The organism is Arthrobacter sp. MDT1-49-2, from assembly GCF_059090185.1.
On the sequence record NZ_JBNHFK010000010.1, the window covers coordinates 144,209 to 168,777 of the forward strand.

Genomic DNA, 24,569 nt, shown 5'->3' on the forward strand with positions numbered 1-24,569 from the left:
ATCCGTCTAGTGCACCGGAACATCCGCCTTGGCGGCTGGTCCGCGCAGCACCGGCTTGCCCAGAAGCGAGATGACGACGGCGCCCAGCGCCATGGGAATCACGAACAGGAAGTACAGGTCGCCGGGGGTCCAGCCGCCGTCGATCAGGGCACCGGCCAGGATCGGTGACACTATGGCGCCCACCCGGCCCATACCGATTACCAGGCCGAGTGCCGTGCCGCGCACCTCGCTGGTGTAGTAGGTGGGGCTGATGGCCAGCATGCCGGCGATCGGCGCGTTGGCTCCGAAGCCGACGAATGCCGCGGCAAACAGTGCCCAGCCGAGCGAGCCGGTCGTGGAGTTGGCGAACACCACAAACGTAGCCGCCCCGATGACGAAGAAGACCGCCAGGACCTTCCGCATGGGGAAGCGCGCGCCGAACAGGCCCAGCATCACCGCACCCACAATCGCGCCCACGCTGAAGAGGATGCCCGCGTTGATCCCGTCCTGGGCGGAGAAGCCGCTGGCGGTGATCAGTTTCGGTGTCCAGGAGTTCGCGAAGTAGAAACTGGCCATCAGGATGAAATAGGCCAGCGCGAGCAGGATGGTCCGCCGGGCGTTGTAACCGGTGAGGACGTCGGCGAAACGGGATTTGCGGTGCTCCTGGTGCACCGGTTCCGGCAGCTCCTCCACAACGGGCTGGCCGATGGCTCGCAGGCTGCGGTTAACCCGTTCCAGCGCACCGGCGGGCCGGCGCACCAGCAGGTAATCCACGGATTCCGGGAAGACCTTCATCACCAGGGGAATCATCAGGAAGGTGACGACGGCGCCGAACAGGAACGCCGAGCGCCAGCCGTACTGGCTGATCAGCACCCCGGTGGCGATCCCGCCAAGGACGCCGCCGACCGGCTGGCCGATGCTCACGATGGCCAGCGCCGTGGAGCGGCGTTTGGCGTTGGAGAATTCGGAGGCAAAGACGTTGATGGTTGCCTGCAGGGTGCCAATGGCGATGCCGGTTATGAAGCGCAGGGCAATCAGTACGGCGTAGCTGGGGGCGAAGAAGGAGGCGAGCATGCCCAGGGCGACAATGCAGACGCCGATCAGCAGGGTTTTCTGACGGCCGATGATGTCGGCAACGGTAGAGACGAAGATCGACCCGATGGCCATTCCCACCAATGCGGCGCTCAGCAGGTAGCCCAGCTGCGCGCCGTTCAACCCCCATTCCGCCTCCACATGGCTGGCAGTGAATGCCATGACCAGGACGTCAAAACCGTCGATCATGTACAGGGCTGTGCAGATGGCAATAATGGCCACCTGCCGGGGACTCATCCGGGCTTCTTCGATCCGGTCCTTGATGTGCATCAGATAACGCTAACTGAGACCAGCGCCACATAAAGATTCGATGTCCATCTATGTCCGCCTTCAGGCACTGCCATCCGGGATGCGCAGTTGGTGGAAACAGCGGTTCCGCTCTACCATTTCCTGTGGTCAAGACGCGGCCCGTGGCTTTTGCCTATCTGCTCCTGCACCCCCCGAGGAATCCGTGCTGTTTCCCCACGTCTGCCCTGTTGACGCGTCCCGTAGGTTCCTTCCCGGGACATTTCCCGCTCCGACCGGTTGCACCGGCCCCCGCCCCCTGGTGCGGGCGCTGTGAGTAACGAGCCGGACGACGAGCCGGACACGGTTGCGCGTGTGCCGGACACTAATGACTCTGCGCAGGACGCTGCGCCGACGCCCGGATATTTTCCCCGCCTGCTTTCCGCGGCGGCCCACGTAACCCATGTGGCCTCCGACTGTGCTCTTGAAAGGTTTGGCCTCACGCGGAACCTGCATTCACTGCTCACCCGGCTTGCCCTGTCCGCGGCGGACGAAACCGCGCTGGCCGGCTCAACCGGGCAACCCGGTTCCCTGCGCTCGGATCTGGCAGCTCTGCAGTCTTCGGGATACGCCGCGTGCAACGAATCCGGCGTCTGGGGCATCACAGACGCGGGCCGGCAGGTCATTGAGTGCGCCAGACTGGCCGAGGCGGAAATCACCCTTGACGCCGAGGACAGCCAAGAGCTGCGCAGGGCCCTCCGTTCCCTGATTACTTCCCTCGGAATTGAACGGCCGGACGGCACCGGGCAGAGGGACCGCTAGACCGGCATCGCGCTCATTCGCCGGCTGCATTACGCCCTTGCGGAGGCGAACGCAAGACGTTCGGGAATAAAAAGCGGATCCAGTGCGTTTTGGGGCTGAAAGGTTATTCGCGTCCGCGCCACAGCCAGACGGCGCGGCAAGACAGGAGTTCCAAACTTTGAGCACCACAATCCTGACCCTCGTCGGCAGCCTGCGCGCCGGTTCCGTTAACCGCCAGCTAGCCGAAACCGCTGCGGCGGGTGCTCCGGAAGGCGTCGAGGTCCAGATCTTTGACCGGCTTGGCGAGATCCCGTTCTACAACGAGGACATTGACGTCGAGGGATCCATTCCCGAGCCCGCACAGGCCCTCCGCAACGCTGCCGCCGCATCCGACGGCCTGCTGCTGATCAGCCCCGAATACAACGGCACCATGCCTGCCGTCCTCAAGAACGCGATCGACTGGCTCTCCCGGCCTTTCGGTGCCAGCCCCATTTCCGGGATGCCGACTGCCGTCATTGGCGCCGCATTCGGCCAGTACGGCGGCGTCTGGGCACAGGATGACGCCCGCAAGTCCGTCGGTATTGCCGGCGCCCGCGTGGTCGAAGAGGTCCGCCTGGCCATCGGCAGTTCAGTAACCCGTTACGCGGAACTGCACCCCAGGGATGACGCCGAGACCGTCGCCCAGCTCAACGAGGCCGTCCGCGTGCTGGCAGACGCCTCCGTTTCCGTGGCCTAGGAGTTCCTCAGTCTCAGGCACCGCAAAAGGAAGGGGACGAACCGGTTGCGGTTCGTCCCCTTCCTGTTCTGCACGTTTGTTGCGCTAGTACCAGACCTGGTCGGCCCAGGCAGCATCCCGAAGATATTCGCGGGCCGGTCCGACGTTCCAGGCCTCACCGAAGGGCTCAAGGACACCGCTGTCCCTCATATCAGCGAGCAGGTCTTCGGAACATCCGAGTACGGACCCCAACTCGTGGGCCTGCGCAACAACTACTTCTTCTTGATCGGCCACTGTACGGGCCCCCTTCCCTTGTCCCGCCGGATCAGCGTTTGTCCAGCAGCACCGATTCGCGCTCCGGGCTCCATGTACGCGCGTAAAGTCCCATGGCGGCCTCCTCACGCAGGCTCAAACCTAGCCGGTTCAAGAGCATGTGTGCCTGATAGACAGTCAGGTGCTGTGCGCTTCGGCTGAGCCTGGCCTTATCCGCCCGGTACAGGTACGTATCGATCCCGCGGAACCAGCGGCGCCGCCAGTTCTCCACCGCGGATTCCGCCGCCGTCGCCGCCATCAACCTGTGTGTCGGCATGACTTTCGCACCCACCTGGACCGACATTGCCTGCCGGACACCCGCTGCACGCGGCCCGAATCCGGCGGTGCAGCTGCGCAGGTGGCTGTCCCAGTAGTAGTCCCAGGAAAGCCGGCGCCGGTCCGGCCAGGCTGACGCCCGCGGACCCTTCATCATGCTTCTGGCTGCGTCGAAAAGAAGCAGCGAGCCCAGGGCCCAGCGGTTCTGGACCTTGGGAAAGCGGGCTGTCGCCCAGCTGGCCAAGTCCGAGGAAAGCTCAAAGACCTCTTCGGCGAGGGAAAGACCCTCCACGCCGCCGTACTTGGCCAGGTCCGCCTCCACGCGGGGATCCTGCGGCTCTCCGCCTCCGGGGCTCAACCGATCGGTGGCGGGCTCGGTAATCTGCACAGTGGTTTCAAGATGGCCGAGGACACCACTGGACTGGTTCTGCAGCGCCGCCAACAGCGACTGCAGCCGGTCCAGGGTGTCCATGCCGGCCAACACTTTCAACTTCACGTGGGCGTGTGCCGGGTCCGCGCACCGGGTGAAATACCAGCGCTGCGCCCCCAGAATCTGTGCCTGAGCCGCCAGCGGGGTAACCAGCTCTCCAATGATGCCGTCCGCTACATCGAAGCCCCCGGTATGGATGGAGAGAGACCACCAATGAGTGCCGGTTTGCGTCCGTGAGGCTGGTCGAACTGCAGCTAGCTGACTCATAAGCGTCTTTCCCCTCGGGGTATTGGTTACCGCCGCTGGAGCGGCCTTGCATTGTTGTTATCCGTGATCAGCCCGCTGGGGGCCGACGGTTAGAACCAATCCCAGCTCTTCATCATGATGGCTATCCCCCTTGTGTCTCTTCTGGCTGAAACCCAGCCGGCGCCTTGATTGACTCCGAAAGCTTCCCCCGGCATCACGCGGACTGTAAATACCCTCCGGTGCCCGGTTCCGGACATGTCCGCTTCCGGACCCGGGGCCGGCCGCCTTTTCCCGGATTCCTGTGGCAGTGCGGCGTGATAGCGGCCTTCCTGCAGCCGGACGCAGCCAGGCAAATAGGTGGCATTAACCGGCCATGTCCGTCATTTCCTAGTGTGTTGTAGACACAAAACACTTTTGTCACGAGCGGCCCACACGCGCCGCCTGCTGGGTAGGGTGTGGATGGGGGAGGTCAGCTTGCTGCATTGAAAGGATCCGCCGTGCTGTCTCATGCTTCTCTGGATGTTTACCGATTTGCCGTCAGCCGTCCTGGGTGGACGGCTGAAGAGGCCTCGGAAGCCCTGGGGTATACCAGCCGCGTCATCGATGCTGCCATCACCGAGCTGACCTCGCGCTGCCTGCTGCTCAAGCAGCAGGCCGACTGTCCCAGCTACACGGCAGTCTCTCCGGAGGTGGCACTGGCGGAACTAGTGGATCCCGATGAGCGGGCACTGCTGGAGCTGCGCGGGCGAATCAATGCCCGCAGACGGGAAATGGCCGCGCTGACGCCCGCCTATGCCGAGGCCCGCAAGCGCCTGGCCGCGGATGCTTCGGTGGAAGTGGTGGAGGACCAGGAGAAGGTCCAGCGCGTGCTGATCGAATACGGGCGCAGCGCCACGGACCGCGTCCTGATTGCGCGCCCCGGGCAGGGCGCCAATGCCGACATTCACGAGGACAGCGTGCAGAAGGATCTGGACCTGCTGCGCAGCGGCGTCCGGCGCCAGACGCTTTACCATTCCAGCACCCGGGACCATGTCCCCACGCGCAAGGCCGTGGAAACCATCACGGAAGCGGGCGGACAGTTTCGTACCCTGCCGTACATGCCTCTGCGCACCCTGATCTTCGACGAAAAGGTGGCTGTGGTGGCCCGGCAGCTCCATCCCGGCGACATGGCCGGGCTGGTGGTGCGGGATCCCAACCTGATCCGCATCTTCAGCCTGCTCTTTGAGTTTGCCTGGGGACTGGCGGAGCCGTTCCTGACGGAGAGCCCGGGCAGGGAGGAACTCACCAGCACACAGCGCTCCGTTCTCACCGCCCTGGCAGCCGGCCATTCGGACGAGGCGATCGCCCGCCGCGTCGGCATCAGCGTCCGGACCTGCCGGCGGCACATCGCGTGGATGCTGGAGGAACTCGGCGCCGAAAGCCGGTTCCAGGCGGGGATCAAGGCGCACAAAGCGGGCTGGATCTGACCCGCACAGCCGATGGGTCAGGGCCGGAGCTGCGCCTCTTCCGACACCCATGTATCGGCAGGCAACAGCTGTTGCCTAACGGTCAACCAAGAGGGTTAGCATTGGGCGCATGACCCGCGAGGAATTCTCCACTGCCGCAGAACTGCCGGTTGACACCATGGCCGCACTGGAGCGTGCCGCCGACGCCCACCGGCACGAGGTGCTTTTTTCAAACCGGGCCTTCCACATCAAGCAGTCGGCGGTCCGGGACGTCTTTGACATCTCCATCCAGCCCGGCCTTATTTCGCTCGCCGGCGGCAGCCCGTACCTGAAGTCGCTGCCGTTGGAGGACCTGGGCAGGACTGCCCAGCAGATCATCAGCACCCACGGCTTGGAGGCGCTGCAGTACGGCGGCGGCCAGGGCATGGAGGAATTGCGCCGGCAGGCCTGCGAGGTGATGGCCGCTGAAGGAATTTTGGACGCCGATCCGGCGGACATCGTCATCACCACCGGCTCCCAGTCAGCCCAGGACGTTGCAGCCAAGGTGTTCTGCGATCCCGGGGACGTCATTCTTTGCGAGGATCCCACGTACGTCGGTGCCCTCAATGCCTTTGAGGCCTATGAAGTGGATGTGCGCACCGTCCCGATGGACGCCGACGGCCTGGTGCCCGAGGCCCTGGAGCAGCAGATCCGCGCGCTGCACGCGGAGGGCAAGACCATCAAGCTGCTGTACACCATCCCCAGCTTCAACAACCCCAGCGGCGTGACGCTTACCGAGGCCCGGCGGCAGTCAGTGGTGGACATCTGCAGCCGGCACAACATTCTCATCCTCGAAGACAACCCGTACGGGCTGCTGCGCTTTGACGGCGGGCCGCTGCGCCCCCTGCGTGCGGGCAATCCGCAGGATGTTCTGTACCTTGGGTCCTTCTCCAAGATCTTCGCTCCCGGTGTCCGGCTGGGTTGGGCCCTGGTGCCGCGGCACCTGTACCGGCGCTTCTACCTGGCCTGCGAGGCGGTGGTCCTGTGCCCCTCCCCGCTGACCCAGATGCTGGTGTCCGCGTACCTGCGCGAGTATGACTGGATGGGCCATATCCGGGACTCCCGGGAGCTCTATGCCGGACGCTGTGCCACGATGCTTGCCGCCCTGGAGGAACACCTGCCGGAGGATGTCTCGTGGACCCGCCCCGATGGCGGATTCTTCATCTGGGTGACCCTGCCCGAGGGCGTGGACACCTATCCCCTACTTTACGAGGCGATCGACGCCGGCACGGTCTTTATCCCCGGAGCGGCCTTCACGCCCGGGGAAGGGCCCTCGAACAAGCTGCGGCTGGCCTTCAGCGCCGTCTCCGCGGAGGACATCCACGAAGGAGTACGCCGGCTGGCCCCGATCCTGAGGGCCGCCGTCGACAAGGCGCAGGTGCACCCCGCAGGCTAGGGATTCCGCTAATCCAGGAGCAGGGCCGGTTCCTCCAGGATTGACGCCACGTCGGCCATGAACCGTGCCGAGAGGTCGCCGTCGACCACCCGGTGGTCAAAGGATCCGCCCAGGGTGGTGATCCAGCGGGGAACCACTTCCCCATCGACCACCCACGGCTTCTGTTTGATGGTGCCAAAGGCGACAATCGCCACTTCGCCGGGGTTGATGATCGGGGTGCCGGTATCAATGCCCAGCGACCCGATGTTCGTGATGGTCAGGGTTCCGCCCTGCATGTCTGCCGGCGGCGTCCTGCCCTCGCGGGCGGTGGAGGCCAGGGAATTCAGCGCCACTGCGAGCTCCTTGAGGGAGAGATCCTGTGCGTCCTTGATATTGGGCACCATGAGGCCGCGGGGCGTTGCCGCGGCGATGCCAAGGTTCATGAAGTGCTTGACCAGGATTTCATCGCCCGCCCAGGTGGCGTTGACGGAGGGGTTGCGGGCAGCAGCCCAGATGACCGCCCGGGCGAGGATCAGCAGCGGGGAGACCCTGATGCCCTCGAAATCCTTGGAGGCCTTCAGGCGCTTGACGAACTCCATGGTGCGGGAGGCATCCACATCCACGAAGATGCTCACGTGCGGTGCACTGAAGGCGCTGGCCACCATCGCCTTGGCGGTGGCCCGGCGGACACCCTTCACCGGAATCCGCTCAATCCGGGACTCCTGCGCTCCCCCGGGAGTCCAGAACAGCGGCGCCGACTCCCGCTCCGCCTCGCGCTGGGCCTGGTAGCTGATCAGGTCCTGCTTGGTCACCTCGCCGCCGGCACCGGTGGCGGGAACATCGGCCAGGTTAATGCCCAGATCCTTGGCGGCTTTCCGCACCGGCGGCTTGGCCAGCACCCGCTGAATCAGCCGGTTCACCCGGTCCTGGACAGCGGCTGCGGCGGCTGCTGCCGGAGTGGCCTCGGGGGTCCGGGATGCCTGTGTCCGCTGTTCAGGGGCAGGGGCGTGGGCCGCCGCAGGCGTGGCCGGTGGTGCTGCGGCAGGCGCAGCGGGTGCCCTGGAGGCAGTGGTCGCCGGCACGGCCGATCGACGCCGCGGGCGGCGTTTGACGGCGTCCGGCTTGGGACCTGTGCCGGTCAGGGACGCGGACGGCGCTTCGGGCGCGGAGTCCGCCGGAGCCTGTTCCTGCGTCCGTGCCGCAGGAACCGGATCGGCACCCTCACGGTCGGTGCCGCCGCGACCGTCTCCGGGCGTCCCGCCGTCGACCGCCACGCTGATGATGGGCGTGCCGACGTCGACGGTTTCCCCTTCGCGGACCAGGAGTGACGCCACGGTGCCGGCATAGGGAGAGGGCAGCTCAACCAGGGATTTTGCGGTTTCAATTTCAACGATGACGTCGTTGACGGCAACGGTGTCGCCTGCCTTGACCTTCCACTCGACTATGTCGGCTTCGGTCAGGCCTTCGCCCACGTCCGGCAGGTTGAATGTCTTTTCAGTCATGGCTTCTCGATCTTCAGGGATGGGGACGGTGGGCAAGGGGCACGGCCGCGCTCAGTAGGCGAAGGAGCGGTCCAGCGCCTCGAGCAGCCGGTCAATGTCCGGCAGGTAGTGTTCCTCGACCTTGGCGACCGGATAGGGCATGTGGAACCCGCCGACCCGGAGGACCGGGGCTTCCAGCGAGAGGAAAGCCCGCTCCCCCACCCGTGCGGCGATCTCGCCGCCGATGCCGCCGAAGGTCGGAGCCTCGTGGGTCACGATCAACCGGCCCGTCTTCTTCACCGATGCCGTCACGGTGTCGAAGTCGATGGGGGAAATGGACCGCAGGTCCACCACCTCCACCGACCGGCCGTCCTCCGCCGCGGCAGCTGCGGCCGCCAGGGCCACGGGCACCAGCGGGCCGTAGGTCACGATGGTGGCGTCGGTGCCTTCGCGAACAATCTGCGCCGAGAACGGGTCCGACGCGGGTGCCGAGGTGTCGACGTCGCCCTTGAGCCAGTACCGGCGCTTGGGTTCGAAGACAATGACCGGGTCCTGGCAGGCCACGGCCTGCTGGATCATCCAGTAGGCGTCCTGCGGGTTCGACGGCGTGATGATGCGCAGGCCTGCGGTGTGGGCGAACAGGGCCTCGGGCGATTCGGAATGGTGTTCGATGGAGCCGATGCCGCCGCCGTAGGGAATCCTGATGACCACCGGGGCGCTGAGGTTGCCTTCACTGCGCGAGTGCATCTTGGCCAGCTGCGTGGTGATCTGGTTGAAGCCCGGGAAGACGAAGCCGTCGAACTGGATTTCGCAGACGGGCAGGTAGCCGCGCAGCGCCAGTCCGATGGCGGTTCCAATGATGCCCGATTCGGCCAGCGGCGTGTCCATCACGCGGTCCGCGCCGAAGTCCGCCTTCAGCCCTTCGGTGACCCGGTAGACGCCGCCGAGGGAACCGATATCCTCGCCCATCAGCAGCGAGTTCGGATGGGACTCCAATGCTGCGCGCAGGCCGGCGTTAATGGCCTTGGCCATGGTCATGGTGGTGCTCATGCAGTGTGCTCCCGGGAAGCGGCGGTGGTATCGGCGTCGGAATCGGCAAAGCCGGCCTCGTACGCGCGGTGGGCGTCAAGCTCCTCGCGGATCAGCGGGTGCGCCTCGGCGTAGACATCCGTGAAGGCGTCCTCAAACCCGGGCGCTTCCATGGCCTGAACGTTCTCGCGCAGCCGGACGGCCATGTTGCGGCCTTCCTCGCGAAGGTCCTCGAAGAACGCGTCGTCCACCAGGTCCCGGCTCCGGAGGTGTTTTTCCAGCCGGAGCAGCGGATCCCGGTCCAGCCAGGCTTCCTCATCGGCGCTGAGCCGGTATTTGGTGGGGTCATCCGCCGTGGTGTGCGCGCTCATCCGGTAGGTGAAGGCCTCGATGAGTACCGGCCCGCCGCCGGAGCGGGCGTGTTCGAGCGCCCACCGGGTCACCGCGTGCACAGCCAGCACATCATTGCCGTCCACCCGGATTCCGGGAAAACCGTAACCGCGGGCCCGGTTGGCCAGCGGAACCCTCGACTGGACCTCGGTGGGAACGGAGATGGCCCAGTGGTTGTTCTGGCAGAAGAAGACCACCGGGGCGTTGTAGGAGGCGGCGAAGACCATGGCTTCATGCACATCGCCTTCGGAGCTTGCACCGTCACCGAAGTAGGCCACCGTGGCGGCTTCCGGAAGCTTCGGGTTCACCAGCCGGTCCCGGGCCATCCCCATCGCGTATCCGACGGCGTGCGGAACCTGGGCGGCAAGGACCAGGGTGTAGAGGTGGAAATTCGCTTCCCGGGGGTCCCAGCCGCCGTGGGAAATGCCGCGGAAGCGCCGCAGCAGATGCGAGAGTTCGAGTCCGCGGGTGTAGGCGACGCCGTGCTCACGGTAGGTGGGGAACACGTAGTCCTGCGGCATAAGGGCCCGGCCCGAGGCGATCTGGGCGCCTTCCTGGCCGGTCATCGGCACCCACATCACCAGTTCGCCCTGGCGCTGCAGCGCGGTTGCTTCCTCGTCGAACCGGCGGACCAGGAACATGTCCCGGTAAAAGCCCCGCAGTTCATCGGCCGTCAGGTCCGCGACGTAGCTGCTGTAGGTGGGGTCCTCACGGACTTCCCCGTCGATGGTGAGCAACTGGACCATGTCGGGGACAGGGTTCGCCTCGGGAGACCCCATGAGGGTCTGCTCGAATCCGGCCGAGTCGAACTCACTGGCCGGCAGGTGTCCTACGTCCATGCCTACTCCTCGCCCGGACGGCCAAAAGCCGCGCCGGCGCTAGAAATATGCCTCACGGGGAATACATTCCCCGTTTCGCATATATGTGGAAGTTACTTCCCACAGCCTAACGACGGCGCGGCCTCCGGCCCTACCCAAGACACGCTAGGAAACCCGCGGGCCTTTTGTATAAGTCGCACAGATTGACAGGAAACGACTGTTCGCTTCCGCTTCGCCAATGGTGACCCTCACACCTTCGGTGCCGAAGGCCCTGACCGCCAGTGCCTGTTGCTCCGCCAGCGCCGCAAACTCGGGGGTGTTCTCCCCCAGGGCCAGCCAGACAAAGTTCCCCTGCGCGTCCGGCACAGACCAGCCCAGCGACTTGAGCCCCTCCACCACGCGGATCCGTTCGGCCACCAGTCCTTGTATTCTCTCCACAAGTTCATCGTGATGGCGCAGGGATGCCACGGCGGCCTGTTCGGCGATCGTGGACACGGCGAACGGAACGGCTGCCACCCGCAAGTACTGGGTGACCGGGGGGTGCGACACGGAATAGCCGACCCGGAGACCGGCCAGGCCCGCTCCCTTGGAGAAGGTACGCAGGACCACCACGTTGGGGTGCTTGCGGTACATGTCGATGCCGTTCACGGCGTCGGGATCGCGGACAAAGTCCTCATAGGCTTCGTCGATGACCACGATGACGCGGGAGGGGATCTTTGCCAGGAAATCTTCCACCTGCGCAGTGGTCAGCGCCGGCCCGGTGGGGTTGTTCGGCGTGCAGAGCAGGATGACCCTGGTCCGTTCCGTCACCGCAGCTGCCATGGCATCCAGGTCATGGGTGCCGTCGGCACGGAGCGGGACCTGCACGCTTTCTGCTCCGGCCAGGCCAACACTGATGGGATATGCCTCGAAGGACCGCCAGGGATAAATCACCTCGTCTGCGGTTCCGTGCGGGTGCCGCCCGGCGTAGGTCGCCAGCAGCTGGTTTAGGGCCCCCAGGCTTCCGCCGCCGGTGACAATGTCCTCGGCCGGCACGTCCAGGAAGGCCGACAGTTCGTTGCGCAGGGCGGTGGACAGCGGATCCGGATACCGGTTGACGTTCGCGGAGTCGTTAATCGCCTTCAACACCGAGGGAAGCGGCGGATAGGGGTTCTCATTGGAGGACAGTTTGTAGCTTTGCAGGCCGTCGATAACCACCGGGGGCTTGCCCGCCGTGTAGCGGGGCATTTCATCCAGGACGGGCCGGGGTGAAATGCCGGGTGCGGGAACTTCAGCTGCGTTGGTGTCATTCACGGGAGTGGTCATGGTGTTAACACTAAACGCCGCGTTTCTGCCAGCATGGGAGCATGCTCACATTCGTCCTGCGGATTGCCGTCAACGCCATAGCCCTCTGGGTGGCCACCTGGCTCCTGCCGGGTCTTGCCCTGACTACCTCCACGGGGTCGATGACCGGCAACCCGACCCTGGATACCGCCCTCGGATATCTGTTTATCGGTTTGATTTTCGGTATTGTCAACGCTCTGGTCCGCCCTATTGCCCAGGGCCTGACACTGCCCTTGGCTATTCTGACGCTGGGGCTGTTCCGGATCATTATCAATGCGGCGATGCTGGAGCTCACTGCCTGGCTCAGCAGTTACACACCTATTCAATTTGATGTCGCTTCATTCTTTTGGACGGCCATTATTGCTGCGGTGATCATCAGTCTCGTGTCCATGGTTCTGGACGGTGTCACCGGCAACCGCAGCCGAAGCCGGCGGTAGCAACAACCGACCGTCCGTTGCCCCCGCTCCCGCCCCGCGTGGGAATCCGGGCACGGGCAGCGGGGGCGCCGCTGCGGCTGCGGGTGTTGAGGGGCCGGCCGAGCGCAGCGGCGGCACCTGCGCCAGCGGTTCCCGGCTGAACCGGTACAGGTGCCGGGTAGCCACCGTTGCCGTACCGATGGCTGCGCCGAGGGAACCGAGCACCGTCCGCAGGGAGGCGTCGTCGCTGGCGTCAGCCATCGCCGCGGCCTGCTGGTAATGGTCCAGCCGGTGCCCCGGGCCGAGACCCACGTCCTCACCGGCGGGCGTAGTCACCGGATCAAGGCGGGTCAGCGTCACCCGGTCCGCGGTGTCCGGATTCGCGATGCTGTCGATGCCCGGCACCCAGTCCTGCACATGCTCAAGATGCAGCGCGGGCAGGCCCGGCGGCAGGTCGGTTGCGCCTGTGGGGCTGCCGGCGGTCAGCAGGAAATCCACGTCAAATTCACTGTCCCGGGCCAATTCCGCCGCAACGTTGGTGGCATGGTCACCGCCCTGGCTGTACCCGGACAGGATGACCGAGTCCCCGGCCTCCGCCTCCGCCTGGCGCAGCGCCTCCGCCACCCCCGCTGCGACGTAGCGGCTTTCCTCCAGCCGCGCTTCCCCGTTTCCGGTGAATCCGAAAGGATTGGAACCGTTCGCGCCGCTCTGGGTGCCCGGAATGGTGACGACAAAGATGTTCTTCCCGGCCTCGTCGATGCGCAGGATCTCCACCACTCCCTCCCGGTTCTCCCTTTTCAGGACTTCGGACCGGGACAGGATGGAGCGCGCCGTTCCCTCCACCTGCACCAGCTCGGGTTTGTCCGGCAGGGCCGTGACCTTCACCGGGCGCGGTTGCCCGAACCCGATTTTCCGCACCCACCACATGGCCGCTCCCATGGCCCGCTCATCCGCAGGAGAAGCCAGGGCGGACTCGGTCTGCGGCAGGGTGGGAAACCCTCCGGCCCGGTGCCCGGGGATGATCCAGGGTGCCAACGGAATGGGGCCGAGGGACGGCAGCTGCAGTTGGATCCGCCCTTCGGTCTCGGCGTACTGTCGTGCACTTTCCCGAACACCGTCCACCAGCCGGTCCAGCGCGGCAGCACAAAGCGCGAGATTCCCAGCTGCCCCAGCCAGGTGCACCCTGATCCGGTCCGCCGAGAGGCCGCTTCCGGTGGCGGCATCCCGCCAAAGCTCCGTGGCCTGTTCCCGCAGGCTGAGAAGACGCTCTGCGGCCAGGTCCATCCTCCCGGCAATCCGGACCAGGTCCTCGTACTGCACCAGGAGGCCGGCAGACCCGCCGGCCACGATGTAGACGGGCCTGTCCCCTGCCCTATCAGCCGCGCCTATGGCTCCCACCGGGTCAGCCCTCTGCTGTGAAAAGGAGCGGGTTTGCCCGCACTTCCCCTACCGCGGCGTGCAGGTGCCGGACCGCTTCGGGGAGGTCCGCTACCGCTGCGATAAGGCCGTGCCGAAAGGCATCGGCGGCCGGGGACTGCCACTGGACATTCGCCGCGAGGGCAACCTCCGCCTCGATGCCGCCGGTTTCCACAGCCAGCGCCAGAAGGCGCCGTTCCATCTGCTCAGCGCGTGCAGCGGATAGCAATTGATCCACGGATTCCTCCCTAGGAACTTCATCTGTCCACATCCAAACCGGGGCCGGGCCACCAGCCCCCGCCTGCCTACCCTCCGGCGCGGCTCCCTGTCCCGGTCAACGTAGCCATGGGCGGGCCTCGCACGGTTGGGCTTCGATGGGGATCAGTGGACGGATTGTGCCGCCCGCGGCAGTGAAGCCCCGCTGTGGAGGAACACTGGGCCCGCCCGGAAGTCACACACCCCTGCGGCGGGCGGCGGCATGAAAGAATTGCCGCATGGCCGAATCCGCATCTGCTCCCCGTGTCTCCCTCGCCTCCGTGACCCCCGCCATCGCGCTGGGCCCCCTGGACGGCCGCTACCGCAGCGCCACCGCTCCGCTGGTGGACTACCTCTCCGAAGCCGCCCTGAACCGGGACCGGACCCACGTGGAGGTGGAGTGGCTGATCCACCTGACCTCCACCTCGGTGCTGCCCGGCACCAAGCCGCTGAGCGAACAGCAGCAGCACCAGCTGCGGGAAATCGTCAGCAGCTTCGACGGGAACTCCGTGGCAGAACTCGGCGAGATTGAGAAGCGCACGGTGCATGACGTGAAGGCCGTGGAGTACTACATCGCGGACCGGCTGGCCGCCATCGGGATCGGGGACTTGAAGGCCCTGGTCCACTTCGGCTGCACCTCTGAAGACGTCAACAACCTCTCCTACGCGCTGGGCATCAAGGGCGCCGTGGAGAACGTGTGGCTTCCGGCAGCACAGGATCTCGTGGACAGGATCGCTGCCATGGCGGAGGAGACCCGCCACGTTCCCATGCTTTCGCGCACCCACGGCCAGCCGGCTACCCCCACGACACTGGGCAAGGAACTGGCGGTCACCGTCCACCGGCTTTCCCGCCAGCTGCGCCGCATCCGCAACACCGAATTCCTGGGCAAGATCAACGGCGCCACGGGTACCTACGCCGCTCATTACGCGGCAGTGCCCCAGGCGGACTGGCAGCAGGTGGCCCGCAGCTTCGTGGAGGGGCTGGGCCTGACCTGGAACCCGCTCACCACGCAGATTGAATCCCACGACTGGCAGGCCGAGCTCTACGCCGACATGGCCCGCTTCAACCGGATCCTGCACAACTTCTGCACCGACGTGTGGAGCTACATCTCCATTGGCTACTTCGCGCAGGTCCCCGTCGAAGGTGCCACCGGCTCCTCCACCATGCCGCACAAGGTCAATCCGATCCGGTTCGAGAACGCCGAAGCAAACCTGGAGATCTCCAACGGCCTGCTGGACACGCTCGCCTCCACCCTGGTGACTTCCAGGTGGCAGCGCGATCTCACCGATTCCTCTTCCCAGCGCAACATCGGCGTGGCCTTCGGGCACTCCCTGCTGGCCATCTCCAACGTGGCCAAGGGCCTCGACCGCCTGGATGTGGCCAACGATGTCCTGGCCGCCGATCTGGACACCAACTGGGAAGTGCTCGGCGAAGCCATCCAGATGGTGATGCGCGCCGAGGCCGTCGCCGGCACCCCCGGGATGGAAAACCCCTACGAGCGGCTCAAGGACCTCACCCGCGGGCACCGCGTCGACGCCGCACGGATGCAGGAATTCATTGCCGGGCTGGGGCTGCCGGCCGAAGCGGAAGCACGCCTGCAGGCGCTGACGCCGGCCAAGTACACCGGCATTGCCGAAGCCCTGGTCGACCACCTGAAATAGCCGGCAGAACCGCCGCACGACGACGGCGGGAGGCGGGCATTCAGCCCGGCCTCCCGCCGTCGTTGTCTGTGTTTGGAACTAGTCCGCGGCGGCGAGCTGGCCGCAGGCGCCGTCGATTTCCTTGCCGCGGGTGTCACGGACCGTGGTGGGCACACCGGCGTCGATCAGGTGGTTGATGAATTCCTGGATGACCTCCGGTTCCGGGGACGTCCAGATGGAGCCGGGCGTGGGGTTCAGCGGGATCGGGTTCACGTGCACCCAGCCGCGGCCGCGGGAGTTCAGCTTCTTGGCCAGCAGATCGGCACGCCAGGCGTGGTCATTCATGTCCTTGATCAGGGCATATTCGATGGACACGCGCCGGCCGGTGACCCGGTAGTAGTTGTAGGCGGCGTCCAGCGCCTCGTCCACCTTCCAGCGGCTGTTGACCGGAATCAGCTCGTCGCGCAGCTCATCATCCGGTGCGTGCAGGCTTAGGGCGAAGGTCACCGGAATGTTTTCCTCGGCGAGCTTCTTGATGGCCGGCACCAGCCCCACCGTGGAGACGGTGATGTTGCGGGCGCTCATGCCGAGGCCTTCGGGGACCTCGGCGGCCATCCGGTGCACGGCGTTCATCACGCGCTTGTAGTTGGCCAGCGGCTCGCCCATGCCCATAAAAACGATGTTGGTGACGCGCTCGGCGTCGTGGCCGCCGTCGCGCCGCTTGCCGCCCAGGCCGCCTTCCTTGATGACGCGGTTGGCTTGGACAATCTGGTCCAGGATTTCCGCGGCGGACATGTTCCGGGTCAGGCCGGCCTGGCCGGTGGCGCAGAAGGGGCAGTTCATGCCGCAGCCGCACTGGCTGGAGACACAGAGCGTGATCCGGCCGGGGTAGCGCATCAGCACGGACTCCACGAGGGATCCGTCGAAGAGCCGCCAGAGGAACTTGATGGTGTCTCCGTTATCCGTGGTCAGGCGCTTGACCTCGGTAAGCAGCGTGGGGAACATCTCTGCGGCCAGCTCTGCACGGCGTTCCTTGGGCAGGTCGCTCATGGCCTCGGGATCCGTGGTGTAGTGCTGGAAATAATGCACGGAGAGCTGCTTGGCGCGGAAGGCGGGCAGCCCCAGGGACTTGACCTTCTCCTGGCGTTCGGCCAGCGTCATGTCGGCCAGATGGACCGGCGGCTGGGACACCCGCGGTGACTTGAACTGCAGCAGCGGCCGGCCGTCCGGTTCCTTGGCCTGCTCCCACCCCTCCGTGGCAGGGCGGACCTGCGGTGCGGTGGCGGACGGAAGCGTGCGGGCGGTACGCGGCTTTTTGGCGGGGGGAGTATCGAGGGTTGACATCGGCACTATTCTCGCACGGTTCGCACGTCCGGAACATTCCTTTTGCGCCACCGCCACACCGCTGAAACACCGCCGAAACCGGCCGCCCGTAGCGTGGGAGCACACCCCGGGCCACTGGAGGCAGCATGTCGGATTTGCGAGATTTTTCGGGAGTTTCCGGATTCCGTCCGTACTCGACCCCGCACCTGATCATCCGCGAAGTTCCGTGGAGCAATCCCGTGGGCGCGGATCTGCGGGAGGCGCAGCAGGCTGAACTGGATGCGCGCTACGGGACGGCGCACCATGACCCGCATCCGCCCCAGGCGGAGGAATCCGCCGTGTTCCTGATCGCCTATGAGCGCAGCACCGGCCAGCCGCTGGGCTGCGGCGGTCTGCTCCGGCTGGATAGTTCCACCGCGGAAATCAAGCGGGTGTACGTGCTGCCCTATGCCCGGGGCTCCGGAGTGGCCACGGCCATCCTCGCCGCCCTGGAGGCCCGGGCGCGGCAGATGGGTTTTGCCGTGCTCACCGCCGAAGCCGGGTCCGCGCAGCCGGACGGGCGCCGCTTTTACGAGAACGGCGGCTACAAGGTGGTCCCGAATTTCGGCCCCTATATCCTGGCCGCCGGTTCCACCTGCTATTCAAAGACCATCGGCGCCGCCCTGCCCCTATAAGGCGGTGGCGCCGGAAAGCCTAGTAGTCGATGCGGCTCGCCGCGGAGGTCCAGGCCTCAAACGGCGCGGCGCTCGGGGTGCCCTCCACGGAAAGCTGCGTGACCTGCATGGACCGCTCTTCCACCGGTGTTTCGAAGAACTCGTAGAAGACGGCGTCATCGAACCCCGCAGTGGCGGCGTCGTGCCGGTCGGCGGCGAACACCACCCGGTCCACCCGCGCCCAGAGCGAGGAGGCCAGGCACATGGGGCACGGTTCGCAGCTGGTGTACAGCACCGCGCCGGTGAGGTCGAAGGTCCCCAGGGTGGCGCAGGCGTTGCGGATGGCCGTCACTTCGGCGTGCGCAGTGGGATCATTGTTCGCCGTCACGCGGTTCACGCCCTCAAACGCGGCGCCTTCGGCGGTGACGACGACGGCGCCAAACGGTCCGCCGTCTGCCGCGACGTTGTCAGTGGCGAGGCGGATGGCCTGGGCCAGGTAGGTGCTGTCCATATCCGAGGTGCTCATTGGCTTCTCCCTTGGTCCCGATGCAGTGTTGTTGCAGGTATGCCAGGTAGATGACCGGAGCGTATCCGGCCCGCCTTCGCAGCAGCGAGGCTAGCAGTTTTTCGGGCCACAGCGAATATGGGCCACGTCACGAACGGACATAGCGGGCACCACCTGGGGCCGGTCAGCCCCGTGTTTTCTTTCTACGGAGCAGCGCCTACCCGTTGTCACCGGCCCGCCGCGGTGGGAACGTAAAAACCATCCGTCATTGAAAGGACCAGCCATGGAACGCATGATCTTCCCGAACCTTCCGGTTGCGGACCTGAAAGCGGCCGAAAGGTTCTACCTGGGCCTTGGCTTCACCAAGGATCCGCAGTTCAGCAATGATGACGCGGCTGCGATGGTCATTTCCGACAGCATTGTGGTGATGCTCCTGCAGCAGGACTTTTACCAGAGGTTCCTCCCCGAGGGGGATACCCCGCATCTGGCATCCTCCGGCAAGGAGGTCCTGAACGCGCTGGGCTGTGAAAGCAGGGATGAAGTGGACCGGCTTCTGGCCGCCTGTAAAACGGGCGGCGGAGCGGTCTATTCCCCCGCCGAGGAGCGCATGCCCGGCATGTACAGCGGCTCCGCCACCGACCCGGACGGCCACGTTTGGGAGTTTATGTGGATGGACCCGGCCAACACTCCCGGCGCGGAACGGACGTTCGAAGTGTCCGCCAACGCCACCGTGCAGGAGCAGAACCAGGCACTCTGAAAGCTACCCCGCCGGCGTGCCGGCGGTCTCCATCACCAGTTCAGCGGCCCCGTCTGCGGTTTTAAGGCTGAGCCGGACCCGGAGAGCGGAGAAGCCGGCCAGGGAATCCGCATGGGTGCCGCCGCAGGCAATGCTGACCGCGCCGTCCGGCAGGTCGCAGACCCACCGGCGCATCCCGGTCAGCAGTTCAGAGTCCCGCTCGATGCGGACAGCAGCCCCGGAATTCACCCAGCCTGCCAGCGTCCGGTTCACGGCCTCTTCAACCGCAGCCGGTTCGGAGAGCAGCGCATCCGGCAGGAAGCCTTTGCGGCGCAGGGACTTGCCCAGCCGGTAGACGTCCCGGGAACCGAACTCGGAGATGGTGGACGTCTCGATAGCCAGCGCGTCGAAGTTGGGGTTGCCGGCTGCATCCGGTTGGACGTCCTTTTTCCAGGCATCAGCCAGCGCCCGGTTCAGTGCCAGGGATGCCAGGTGGCAGGCGGTGTGTCCGGCCGAGAGGGCTGCCCGGTAACCTGCGTCCACCTGGAACCGCACCTCGGCCCCCTCGGACAGGACGGTTCCGGCAGGCAGGATGTGCACCACGGCGAAAACCCAGCCCTCCGTTCCCTTTCGGACCGGGATGTCCCGGCCCAGGAAGAGCGAGCTGCCGTCCGTAGCACCCACCACGCAGTCTTCGACGGGCACTTCGGTGCCGTCGGGGGTGGTAAGCGTTGCCCGGTCCGGTCCCTGATCCGGCCAGCCCGCGTCCACCGGATGCACCGGCGTGCTGTCGGTCAGCACGGCCAGACGTCCGTCCGGAAGCGTCTGCGTGTAAAGCACCGTTCCGGTACCGGCCATGGCGCCGGAAGGATAGGTGACGGTGGTATCGACGGTTGGCAGGTTCATCCGCCCACCCTACCGAAACAGGGCCGCGGAACTGTGACGGGCGCCACCGGATTACACTGTGGGGCAGATCTGCGGTAAAGTCGTAATCACGCCGCGGGGTGGAGCAGTTCGGTAGCTCGCTGGGCTCATAACCCAGAGGTCGCAAGTTCAAATCTTGCCCCCGCAACCACGTAGAAGAATCCCGATCCGGATCACCGGATCGGGATTTTTTGTATGCCGCCCTCTTCCCTCCAGCGCGGGCTGACAGCCTGCTTAGTTGTTTCCTCCATGCTTCCTCCAATAGGTTGTGAGGACCAACCGGCAATGGAGAGGTGGCCAGATTCATGGAAGCCCGAATATCCCTGCAGGTGGACGGGGCCCCGCGCACCCTCACCGTTGACACCCGCACCACCGTCCTGGACGCCCTGCGGGACCGGCTGGGTGTAACGAGCCCCAAGAAGGGCTGCGACCACGGCCAATGCGGTGCCTGCACCGTCCTCCTGGACGGCCGGCGCGCCAATTCCTGCCTCACGCTGGCGGTGGCGCACGACGGCGCGGAGATCGTCACGGCGGAGGGGCTGGCGGGCGGCACGGCGGACGGGGAACTGCACCCGGTGCAGCGGGCCTTTCTGGAGCAGGACGGCTTCCAATGCGGCTACTGCACCCCGGGCCAGGTCTGTTCGGCGGCCGGAATCATTGAGGAAGCCGCCGCCGGGCACCCGTCGGCCGCCACCGGCGATCTGCAGGCGGACGGTGGAATTGACCTGACGGATGCGGAAATCCGCGAGCGCATGAGCGGCAACCTCTGCCGCTGCGGGGCCTACGCCAACATTGTGTCCGCAGTGCGGCAGGCCGCCGTGGCAGCGGCAGCGAGGCGCGGCGGTGCCGCTGATCCGGGGGAACCGGCGGTCGAGGACTCGCCCACCGCGGAATCGATGCCCTCCCACCCGGAGGAACGGCCATGATTCCCTTCGATTACCGGCGGGCCGAGGACCCCGCATCGGCCGTTGCACTGGTTGCCGGCAACCCGGATGCCGCCTATCTGGCCGGGGGCACCAATCTGGTGGACCGGATGAAGCTCGGCGTGGCTGAACCGACCCTGCTCGTGGACATCAGCCGGCTGCCGCTGGACGCCGTCGAGGTCGAAGATGACGGCCGGGTGCGGATCGGCACGAACGTCCGCAACGCGGACCTAGCCGCCAACACGTTCATCCGGCGCCGCTACCCGGCACTGTCCCAGGCGCTGCTCGCCGGAGCATCCGGGCAGCTCCGCAACCTCGCCACCACAGGCGGCAACCTGCTCCAGCGCACCCGCTGCGTCTACTTCCAGAACCCCACCACACCATGCAACAAACGCGAGCCGGGAACCGGCTGCTCCGCCCTGGACGGGTATACCCGGTACCACGCGATCCTCGGCGCCTCGGAGGACTGCGTAGCCACCCATCCCTCCGACATGGCAGTTGCCCTCGCGGCGCTGGACGCCTCCGTGGTGGTGCTGGGTCCGGACGGGGAACGGACCATCCCGGTCAGCGATTTCCACCGGCTTCCCGGCAGCGAGCCGTACCGGGACACCGTGCTTGACCACGGCGAACTCATCACCGCCGTCGAACTCCCCCCGGCGCCGGCCCGGTCCGCCTACCGCAAGGTCCGGGACCGCGCGTCCTACGCCTTTGCACTGGTTTCCGTCGCGGCGGCCGTGGACCTGGAGGACGACGGCGCCCATCCCCCGGTGATCCGGGACGTGCGCATTGCCCTCGGCGGAGTGGCGCACAAACCCTGGCGGGCGCTGCAGGCCGAAGCGGTACTGCGCGGCGCTCCCGCCAGCGAGGAGAACTTCCGCGCCGCCGCCGATGCCGAGCTGCTCCACGCCCAGGCACTGCGGGAAAACGGCTTCAAAATCCCGATGGTCCGCAACACTCTGGCCGCGGTACTGCGGGACCTCACCGGGTCGCCGTCGCCGGACGCGAGCGCCGAAGGAACGGATCACCCCGAGGGCCCGGACGGACCCGCGGATGCCGGCTGGGAGGAACTGGACTCATGAGCAACCTGCTGCCTGCTTCGGCCATCGGCACCGCATTCGAGCGGCTCGACGGCGAACTCAAGGTCACCGGAACGGCTCCGTACGCGTACGAACAGCCGGTGGACAACCCGGTTCACCTGTACCCGGTGCTCTCCACCATTGCCCGTGGGACGGTGGAACGCGTGGACACCGCCGACGCGGAAGCCCTTGAGGGTGTGCTGACCGTCCTGACGGCGGAAACCACGCCGCGGCTGGCGGATGGATCGGACCGGGAACTGGCCGTGTTGCAGGACAACGCTGTCGGTTACCGCGGACAGATCGTGGCAGCGGTCCTGGCGGAGACCCCGGAGATTGCACGGCAGGCAGCGGACACGGTCCGGGTCACCTACTCCGAGGAGCCCTTTGCCGCCCAGCTGCGCACGGATGATCCCGCCCTCTACGCCCCGGAGGAGCTGAACGCCGGCACCCCGACGGACAGCAGCCAGGGCGATGCAGGCGCGGCCTTCGACACCGCCGCCCTGAAGATCGAACAGACCTACTCCACCCCGGCCGAGCACAACAATCCGCTGGAACCACACGCCACCGTGGCTCAGTGGGACGGCTCCGTGCTGACCCTGTGGGACTCCACCCAGGGTGTGCACGCCGTGAAGGGCACCCTGGCCCAGGTGCTGGGACTGGAGGAAGGGCAGGTGCGGGTGATTGCCCCGCACGTGGGTGGCGGATTCGGGTCCAAAGGCATGCCCCATGTGCACGTGGTGGTGGCGGCCCTCGCTGCCCGCTGCACCGACGGACGGCCAGTGAAGTTCCCGGTCAGCCGCCAGCAGATGTACAGCCTCACCAGTCACCGCACACCCACGATCCAGCGCATCCGGCTGGGCGCGGCCGACGACGGCAGGCTCACTTCCATGTCCCTGGACATTGTGGAACACACCTCCCGCATCAAGGAGTTCGCCGAACAGACCCCGGCCCCGTTCCGGATGATGTATGCCTCCCCCAACCGCAGCACCACCACCCGGCTGGCTCCGCTGGATATTCCGGTGCCGTCCTGGATGCGGGCTCCGGGTGAGTGCCCCGGCATGTTCGGGCCGGAGGTGGCCATGGACGAACTCGCGGCTGCTGCCGGACTGGACCCGATCGAACTGCGCCGGCGGAATGAACCGGAGACGGATCCGGAGACCGGCAAGCCCTGGTCCAGCCGGCACCTGATGGACTGCTTTGATCTGGGCGCGCAGCGGTTCGGCTGGGACCGGCGGGTCACGCGGCCGCGCTCGGTGCAGGAGGACGGGTGGCTGGTGGGCCTGGGCACGGCCAGCGCCGTTTATCCGTTTATGCGCCAGCCCGCCAACACCGCCCGGATCAGTTACGAGCAGGACGGCATCTACTCGGTGCAGATCGGTGCGGCGGACATCGGCACCGGCGCCTGGACGGCGCTGACGCAGATCGCCGCCGATGCCCTCCGGGTGCCCGTCGACCGGATCCGGCTCGGCATTGGTGACACCCGTTTCCCGGCAGCCAGCGTGGCCGGCGGGTCTTCCGGCACGGCCAGCTGGGGCGGCACAATCATTGCCGCCGCCCGGGCCTTCCGGGCCGATCACGGCGAACACCCCTCCCCCGGCGCAGCCACGGAGGCCAACGCGCCGGAGGATCCGGAAGCGCAGAACCTGGCCCTGTATTCCTTCGGCGCGCATTTCGCCGAGGTCCGTATCCATGCCGATACCGGGGAAATCCGGGTGGCCCGGATGCTGGGAGTGTTTTCTGCGGGGCGGATCATCAACCCGCGGACCGCCCGCTCCCAGTTCCTGGGCGGGATGACCATGGGTTTGGGCATGGCCCTGCACGAGCAGAGCGTCCTGGATCCGCGGTTCGGGATCTTCGTCAACCATGACCTGGCGGAATACCATGTCCCCACCAATGCGGACGTGCTGGACATGGACGCCGTGTGGATCGAGGACAGCGACGAACATGCGGGCCCTCTGGGCGCCCGGGGCATCGGGGAAATCGGAATTGTGGGCAGCGCGGCTGCCATTGCCAATGCCGCCTACAACGCCTCAGGGATCCGGGTGCGGGATCTGCCGCTGACCCCGGATAAATTCCTGTCGTAGTCGAATTCTCCTATCATTTCGTGAGTGACGCGGAGTCGAATTGCATGTAGTCCAAGAAAACTTAGGCGTAATACATCCGGAGCCTGTAGGTTAACCTAGGCTCAAATAATAGTGACGTCGAGAGCCAATACAAATCAGTTTAGGGGCCTCTACATGTCATTATTCAGCCACGTTTGGCGAAATACATTTATCACTTTGCTCGTACTCGGACTCTTGTGCACCCAGAGTATTCAATCCAGTTCTGCGATTGCAGCATCGGACACCACCGGCCCTGTTTTGGTCAGCTCCTCCGTGACACCCAAAACCCTAAACCTGAAAAATGGCCCAGCAACAACCAAAATCACCCTGCGGTTGAAGGACGAAACGGGAGTCAGGGAGCCGACGATAGTCCTCAGCCACACAACAACAGACCAAAGCGTCGGCTTCGGCGGCATGAACCTAATCTCCGGCACCGCTAAAGACGGCACCTGGGAAAAATCGGTAACCATCCCCCCGGGGTCCGCTCCAGGCGAATGGGAAGTCACTCTCTACCCCCTCTCAGACATCCTCGGCAACAATTCCACTTCCTTCCAGACACTTGCCACCGTCACCGTCACCGGCGCTCCTTCGGACACCACCGGCCCTGTTTTGGTCAGCTCCTCC

24 protein-coding genes and 1 tRNA gene are annotated in these 24,569 nt (G+C 65.9%); 13 read left to right on the forward strand and 12 right to left on the reverse strand.

The window, feature by feature from the left end; all coding sequences use genetic code 11:
• Nucleotides 1–6: 6 nt before the first annotated feature.
• Entirely contained in the window at nt 7–1,341 is a 1,335-nt protein-coding gene (locus tag AC5RTS_RS14425; protein ID WP_493992699.1) for an MFS transporter, read from the reverse strand.
• A gap of 288 nt (nt 1,342–1,629) precedes the next feature.
• Between AC5RTS_RS14425 and AC5RTS_RS14430 the strand changes: the two genes are divergently transcribed.
• Both AC5RTS_RS14430 and AC5RTS_RS14435 read left to right on the forward strand, forming a co-directional pair.
• The gene (locus AC5RTS_RS14430; RefSeq protein WP_493992700.1) at nt 1,630–2,118 is read left to right on the forward strand and encodes a hypothetical protein; all 489 of its coding nucleotides are present in this window, start codon (nt 1,630–1,632) and stop codon (nt 2,116–2,118) included.
• A gap of 157 nt (nt 2,119–2,275) precedes the next feature.
• Nucleotides 2,276–2,833: an NAD(P)H-dependent oxidoreductase gene (locus tag AC5RTS_RS14435; RefSeq protein ID WP_493992701.1), complete on the forward strand. Its 558-nt coding sequence runs from the start codon at nt 2,276–2,278 to the stop codon at nt 2,831–2,833.
• Between the two features lie 84 nt (nt 2,834–2,917).
• On the opposite strand, the gene AC5RTS_RS14440 is transcribed toward AC5RTS_RS14435, so the two are convergent.
• Together AC5RTS_RS14440 and AC5RTS_RS14445 are read right to left on the reverse strand one after the other, a co-directional pair.
• Nucleotides 2,918–3,106: a hypothetical protein gene (locus AC5RTS_RS14440; protein ID WP_493992702.1), complete on the reverse strand. Its 189-nt coding sequence runs from the start codon at nt 3,104–3,106 to the stop codon at nt 2,918–2,920.
• A 31-nt stretch (nt 3,107–3,137) separates the two neighbouring features.
• The gene (locus tag AC5RTS_RS14445; protein WP_493992703.1) at nt 3,138–4,097 is read right to left on the reverse strand and encodes a lantibiotic dehydratase C-terminal domain-containing protein; all 960 of its coding nucleotides are present in this window, start codon (nt 4,095–4,097) and stop codon (nt 3,138–3,140) included.
• A 476-nt stretch (nt 4,098–4,573) separates the two neighbouring features.
• Between AC5RTS_RS14445 and AC5RTS_RS14450 the strand changes: the two genes are divergently transcribed.
• Both AC5RTS_RS14450 and AC5RTS_RS14455 read left to right on the forward strand, forming a co-directional pair.
• The gene (locus tag AC5RTS_RS14450) at nt 4,574–5,542 is read left to right on the forward strand and encodes a helix-turn-helix transcriptional regulator (RefSeq protein ID WP_493992704.1); all 969 of its coding nucleotides are present in this window, start codon (nt 4,574–4,576) and stop codon (nt 5,540–5,542) included.
• A gap of 109 nt (nt 5,543–5,651) precedes the next feature.
• Nucleotides 5,652–6,956 carry an aminotransferase-like domain-containing protein gene (locus tag AC5RTS_RS14455; RefSeq protein WP_493992705.1) on the forward strand — a complete coding sequence of 435 codons (1,305 nt, stop codon included), beginning with the start codon at nt 5,652–5,654 and terminating at the stop codon, nt 6,954–6,956.
• Between the two features lie 8 nt (nt 6,957–6,964).
• Here AC5RTS_RS14455 and AC5RTS_RS14460 read toward each other — a convergent pair whose 3' ends face one another.
• From AC5RTS_RS14460 to AC5RTS_RS14475, 4 genes are all read right to left on the reverse strand, one after another.
• Nucleotides 6,965–8,437: a dihydrolipoamide acetyltransferase family protein gene (locus AC5RTS_RS14460; RefSeq protein ID WP_493992706.1), complete on the reverse strand. Its 1,473-nt coding sequence runs from the start codon at nt 8,435–8,437 to the stop codon at nt 6,965–6,967.
• A gap of 51 nt (nt 8,438–8,488) precedes the next feature.
• Nucleotides 8,489–9,466, reverse strand: a complete 978-nt coding sequence (locus tag AC5RTS_RS14465; RefSeq protein ID WP_493992707.1) for an alpha-ketoacid dehydrogenase subunit beta — start codon at nt 9,464–9,466, stop codon at nt 8,489–8,491.
• Nucleotides 9,463–10,674 carry a pyruvate dehydrogenase (acetyl-transferring) E1 component subunit alpha gene (gene pdhA / locus AC5RTS_RS14470; RefSeq protein WP_493992708.1) on the reverse strand — a complete coding sequence of 404 codons (1,212 nt, stop codon included), beginning with the start codon at nt 10,672–10,674 and terminating at the stop codon, nt 9,463–9,465. The genes AC5RTS_RS14465 and pdhA overlap by 4 nt, the downstream gene beginning before the upstream one ends.
• 144 nt (nt 10,675–10,818) lie before the next feature.
• Entirely contained in the window at nt 10,819–11,958 is a 1,140-nt protein-coding gene (locus AC5RTS_RS14475) for a histidinol-phosphate transaminase (RefSeq protein ID WP_493992709.1), read from the reverse strand.
• A 41-nt stretch (nt 11,959–11,999) separates the two neighbouring features.
• Between AC5RTS_RS14475 and AC5RTS_RS14480 the strand changes: the two genes are divergently transcribed.
• Complete coding sequence (locus AC5RTS_RS14480) at nt 12,000–12,413, forward strand: phage holin family protein (RefSeq protein ID WP_493992710.1); 414 nt, start codon at nt 12,000–12,002, stop codon at nt 12,411–12,413.
• On the opposite strand, the gene AC5RTS_RS14485 is transcribed toward AC5RTS_RS14480, so the two are convergent.
• Nucleotides 12,315–13,790: a hypothetical protein gene (locus AC5RTS_RS14485; RefSeq protein WP_493992711.1), complete on the reverse strand. Its 1,476-nt coding sequence runs from the start codon at nt 13,788–13,790 to the stop codon at nt 12,315–12,317. The two genes, AC5RTS_RS14480 and AC5RTS_RS14485, sit on opposite strands and share 99 nt — an antisense overlap.
• 4 nt (nt 13,791–13,794) lie before the next feature.
• Nucleotides 13,795–14,046 carry a hypothetical protein gene (locus AC5RTS_RS14490; protein ID WP_493992712.1) on the reverse strand — a complete coding sequence of 84 codons (252 nt, stop codon included), beginning with the start codon at nt 14,044–14,046 and terminating at the stop codon, nt 13,795–13,797.
• A 256-nt stretch (nt 14,047–14,302) separates the two neighbouring features.
• Here AC5RTS_RS14490 and purB point away from each other — a divergent pair, with 256 nt between their 5' ends.
• The gene (gene purB / locus AC5RTS_RS14495) at nt 14,303–15,724 is read left to right on the forward strand and encodes an adenylosuccinate lyase (protein ID WP_493992713.1); all 1,422 of its coding nucleotides are present in this window, start codon (nt 14,303–14,305) and stop codon (nt 15,722–15,724) included.
• 78 nt (nt 15,725–15,802) lie between these two features.
• Here purB and rlmN read toward each other — a convergent pair whose 3' ends face one another.
• Nucleotides 15,803–17,047 carry a dual-specificity RNA methyltransferase RlmN gene (gene rlmN, locus AC5RTS_RS14500; protein WP_493992714.1) on the reverse strand — a complete coding sequence of 415 codons (1,245 nt, stop codon included), beginning with the start codon at nt 17,045–17,047 and terminating at the stop codon, nt 15,803–15,805.
• A gap of 125 nt (nt 17,048–17,172) precedes the next feature.
• Here rlmN and AC5RTS_RS14505 point away from each other — a divergent pair, with 125 nt between their 5' ends.
• Nucleotides 17,173–17,700, forward strand: coding sequence for a GNAT family N-acetyltransferase (locus AC5RTS_RS14505; RefSeq protein WP_493992715.1), 528 nt, complete (start codon nt 17,173–17,175; stop codon nt 17,698–17,700).
• Between the two features lie 19 nt (nt 17,701–17,719).
• Here AC5RTS_RS14505 and AC5RTS_RS14510 read toward each other — a convergent pair whose 3' ends face one another.
• Nucleotides 17,720–18,205, reverse strand: a complete 486-nt coding sequence (locus AC5RTS_RS14510; protein WP_493992716.1) for a nucleoside deaminase — start codon at nt 18,203–18,205, stop codon at nt 17,720–17,722.
• Nucleotides 18,206–18,467: 262 nt separating this feature from the next.
• Between AC5RTS_RS14510 and AC5RTS_RS14515 the strand changes: the two genes are divergently transcribed.
• The gene (locus AC5RTS_RS14515) at nt 18,468–18,941 is read left to right on the forward strand and encodes a VOC family protein (protein ID WP_493992717.1); all 474 of its coding nucleotides are present in this window, start codon (nt 18,468–18,470) and stop codon (nt 18,939–18,941) included.
• A 3-nt stretch (nt 18,942–18,944) separates the two neighbouring features.
• On the opposite strand, the gene AC5RTS_RS14520 is transcribed toward AC5RTS_RS14515, so the two are convergent.
• The gene (locus AC5RTS_RS14520) at nt 18,945–19,826 is read right to left on the reverse strand and encodes an alanyl-tRNA editing protein (RefSeq protein ID WP_493992718.1); all 882 of its coding nucleotides are present in this window, start codon (nt 19,824–19,826) and stop codon (nt 18,945–18,947) included.
• Between the two features lie 92 nt (nt 19,827–19,918).
• Here AC5RTS_RS14520 and AC5RTS_RS14525 point away from each other — a divergent pair.
• From AC5RTS_RS14525 to AC5RTS_RS14545, 5 genes are all read left to right on the forward strand, one after another.
• Nucleotides 19,919–19,995 (forward strand) — tRNA-Met (locus AC5RTS_RS14525).
• A gap of 154 nt (nt 19,996–20,149) precedes the next feature.
• Nucleotides 20,150–20,770: a (2Fe-2S)-binding protein gene (locus AC5RTS_RS14530; RefSeq protein ID WP_493992719.1), complete on the forward strand. Its 621-nt coding sequence runs from the start codon at nt 20,150–20,152 to the stop codon at nt 20,768–20,770.
• The gene (locus tag AC5RTS_RS14535; RefSeq protein ID WP_493992720.1) at nt 20,767–21,846 is read left to right on the forward strand and encodes an FAD binding domain-containing protein; all 1,080 of its coding nucleotides are present in this window, start codon (nt 20,767–20,769) and stop codon (nt 21,844–21,846) included. The genes AC5RTS_RS14530 and AC5RTS_RS14535 overlap by 4 nt, the downstream gene beginning before the upstream one ends.
• Nucleotides 21,843–23,927 (forward strand): xanthine dehydrogenase family protein molybdopterin-binding subunit, encoded by a 2,085-nt coding sequence (locus AC5RTS_RS14540; protein WP_493992721.1) that lies wholly within the window; start codon nt 21,843–21,845, stop codon nt 23,925–23,927. The genes AC5RTS_RS14535 and AC5RTS_RS14540 overlap by 4 nt, the downstream gene beginning before the upstream one ends.
• Before the next feature lie 153 nt (nt 23,928–24,080).
• On the forward strand, nt 24,081–24,569 hold a 489-nt coding region (locus tag AC5RTS_RS14545), incomplete at its 3' end, for a hypothetical protein (RefSeq protein WP_493992722.1).

Coding starts and splice junctions, on each gene's coding strand:
- AC5RTS_RS14425 (WP_493992699.1), bottom strand. CDS start 1,341: ATGCACATCAAGGACCGGATCGAAGAAGCCCGGATGAGTCCCCGGCAG.
- AC5RTS_RS14445 (WP_493992703.1), bottom strand. CDS start 4,097: ATGAGTCAGCTAGCTGCAGTTCGACCAGCCTCACGGACGCAAACCGGC.
- AC5RTS_RS14455 (WP_493992705.1), top strand. CDS start 5,652: ATGACCCGCGAGGAATTCTCCACTGCCGCAGAACTGCCGGTTGACACC.
- AC5RTS_RS14460 (WP_493992706.1), bottom strand. CDS start 8,437: ATGACTGAAAAGACATTCAACCTGCCGGACGTGGGCGAAGGCCTGACC.
- AC5RTS_RS14465 (WP_493992707.1), bottom strand. CDS start 9,466: ATGAGCACCACCATGACCATGGCCAAGGCCATTAACGCCGGCCTGCGC.
- pdhA (WP_493992708.1), bottom strand. CDS start 10,674: ATGGACGTAGGACACCTGCCGGCCAGTGAGTTCGACTCGGCCGGATTC.
- AC5RTS_RS14475 (WP_493992709.1), bottom strand. CDS start 11,958: ATGACCACTCCCGTGAATGACACCAACGCAGCTGAAGTTCCCGCACCC.
- AC5RTS_RS14480 (WP_493992710.1), top strand. CDS start 12,000: ATGCTCACATTCGTCCTGCGGATTGCCGTCAACGCCATAGCCCTCTGG.
- purB (WP_493992713.1), top strand. CDS start 14,303: ATGGCCGAATCCGCATCTGCTCCCCGTGTCTCCCTCGCCTCCGTGACC.
- rlmN (WP_493992714.1), bottom strand. CDS start 17,047: ATGTCAACCCTCGATACTCCCCCCGCCAAAAAGCCGCGTACCGCCCGC.
- AC5RTS_RS14505 (WP_493992715.1), top strand. CDS start 17,173: ATGTCGGATTTGCGAGATTTTTCGGGAGTTTCCGGATTCCGTCCGTAC.
- AC5RTS_RS14510 (WP_493992716.1), bottom strand. CDS start 18,205: ATGAGCACCTCGGATATGGACAGCACCTACCTGGCCCAGGCCATCCGC.
- AC5RTS_RS14515 (WP_493992717.1), top strand. CDS start 18,468: ATGGAACGCATGATCTTCCCGAACCTTCCGGTTGCGGACCTGAAAGCG.
- AC5RTS_RS14520 (WP_493992718.1), bottom strand. CDS start 19,826: ATGAACCTGCCAACCGTCGATACCACCGTCACCTATCCTTCCGGCGCC.
- AC5RTS_RS14530 (WP_493992719.1), top strand. CDS start 20,150: ATGGAAGCCCGAATATCCCTGCAGGTGGACGGGGCCCCGCGCACCCTC.
- AC5RTS_RS14535 (WP_493992720.1), top strand. CDS start 20,767: ATGATTCCCTTCGATTACCGGCGGGCCGAGGACCCCGCATCGGCCGTT.
- AC5RTS_RS14540 (WP_493992721.1), top strand. CDS start 21,843: ATGAGCAACCTGCTGCCTGCTTCGGCCATCGGCACCGCATTCGAGCGG.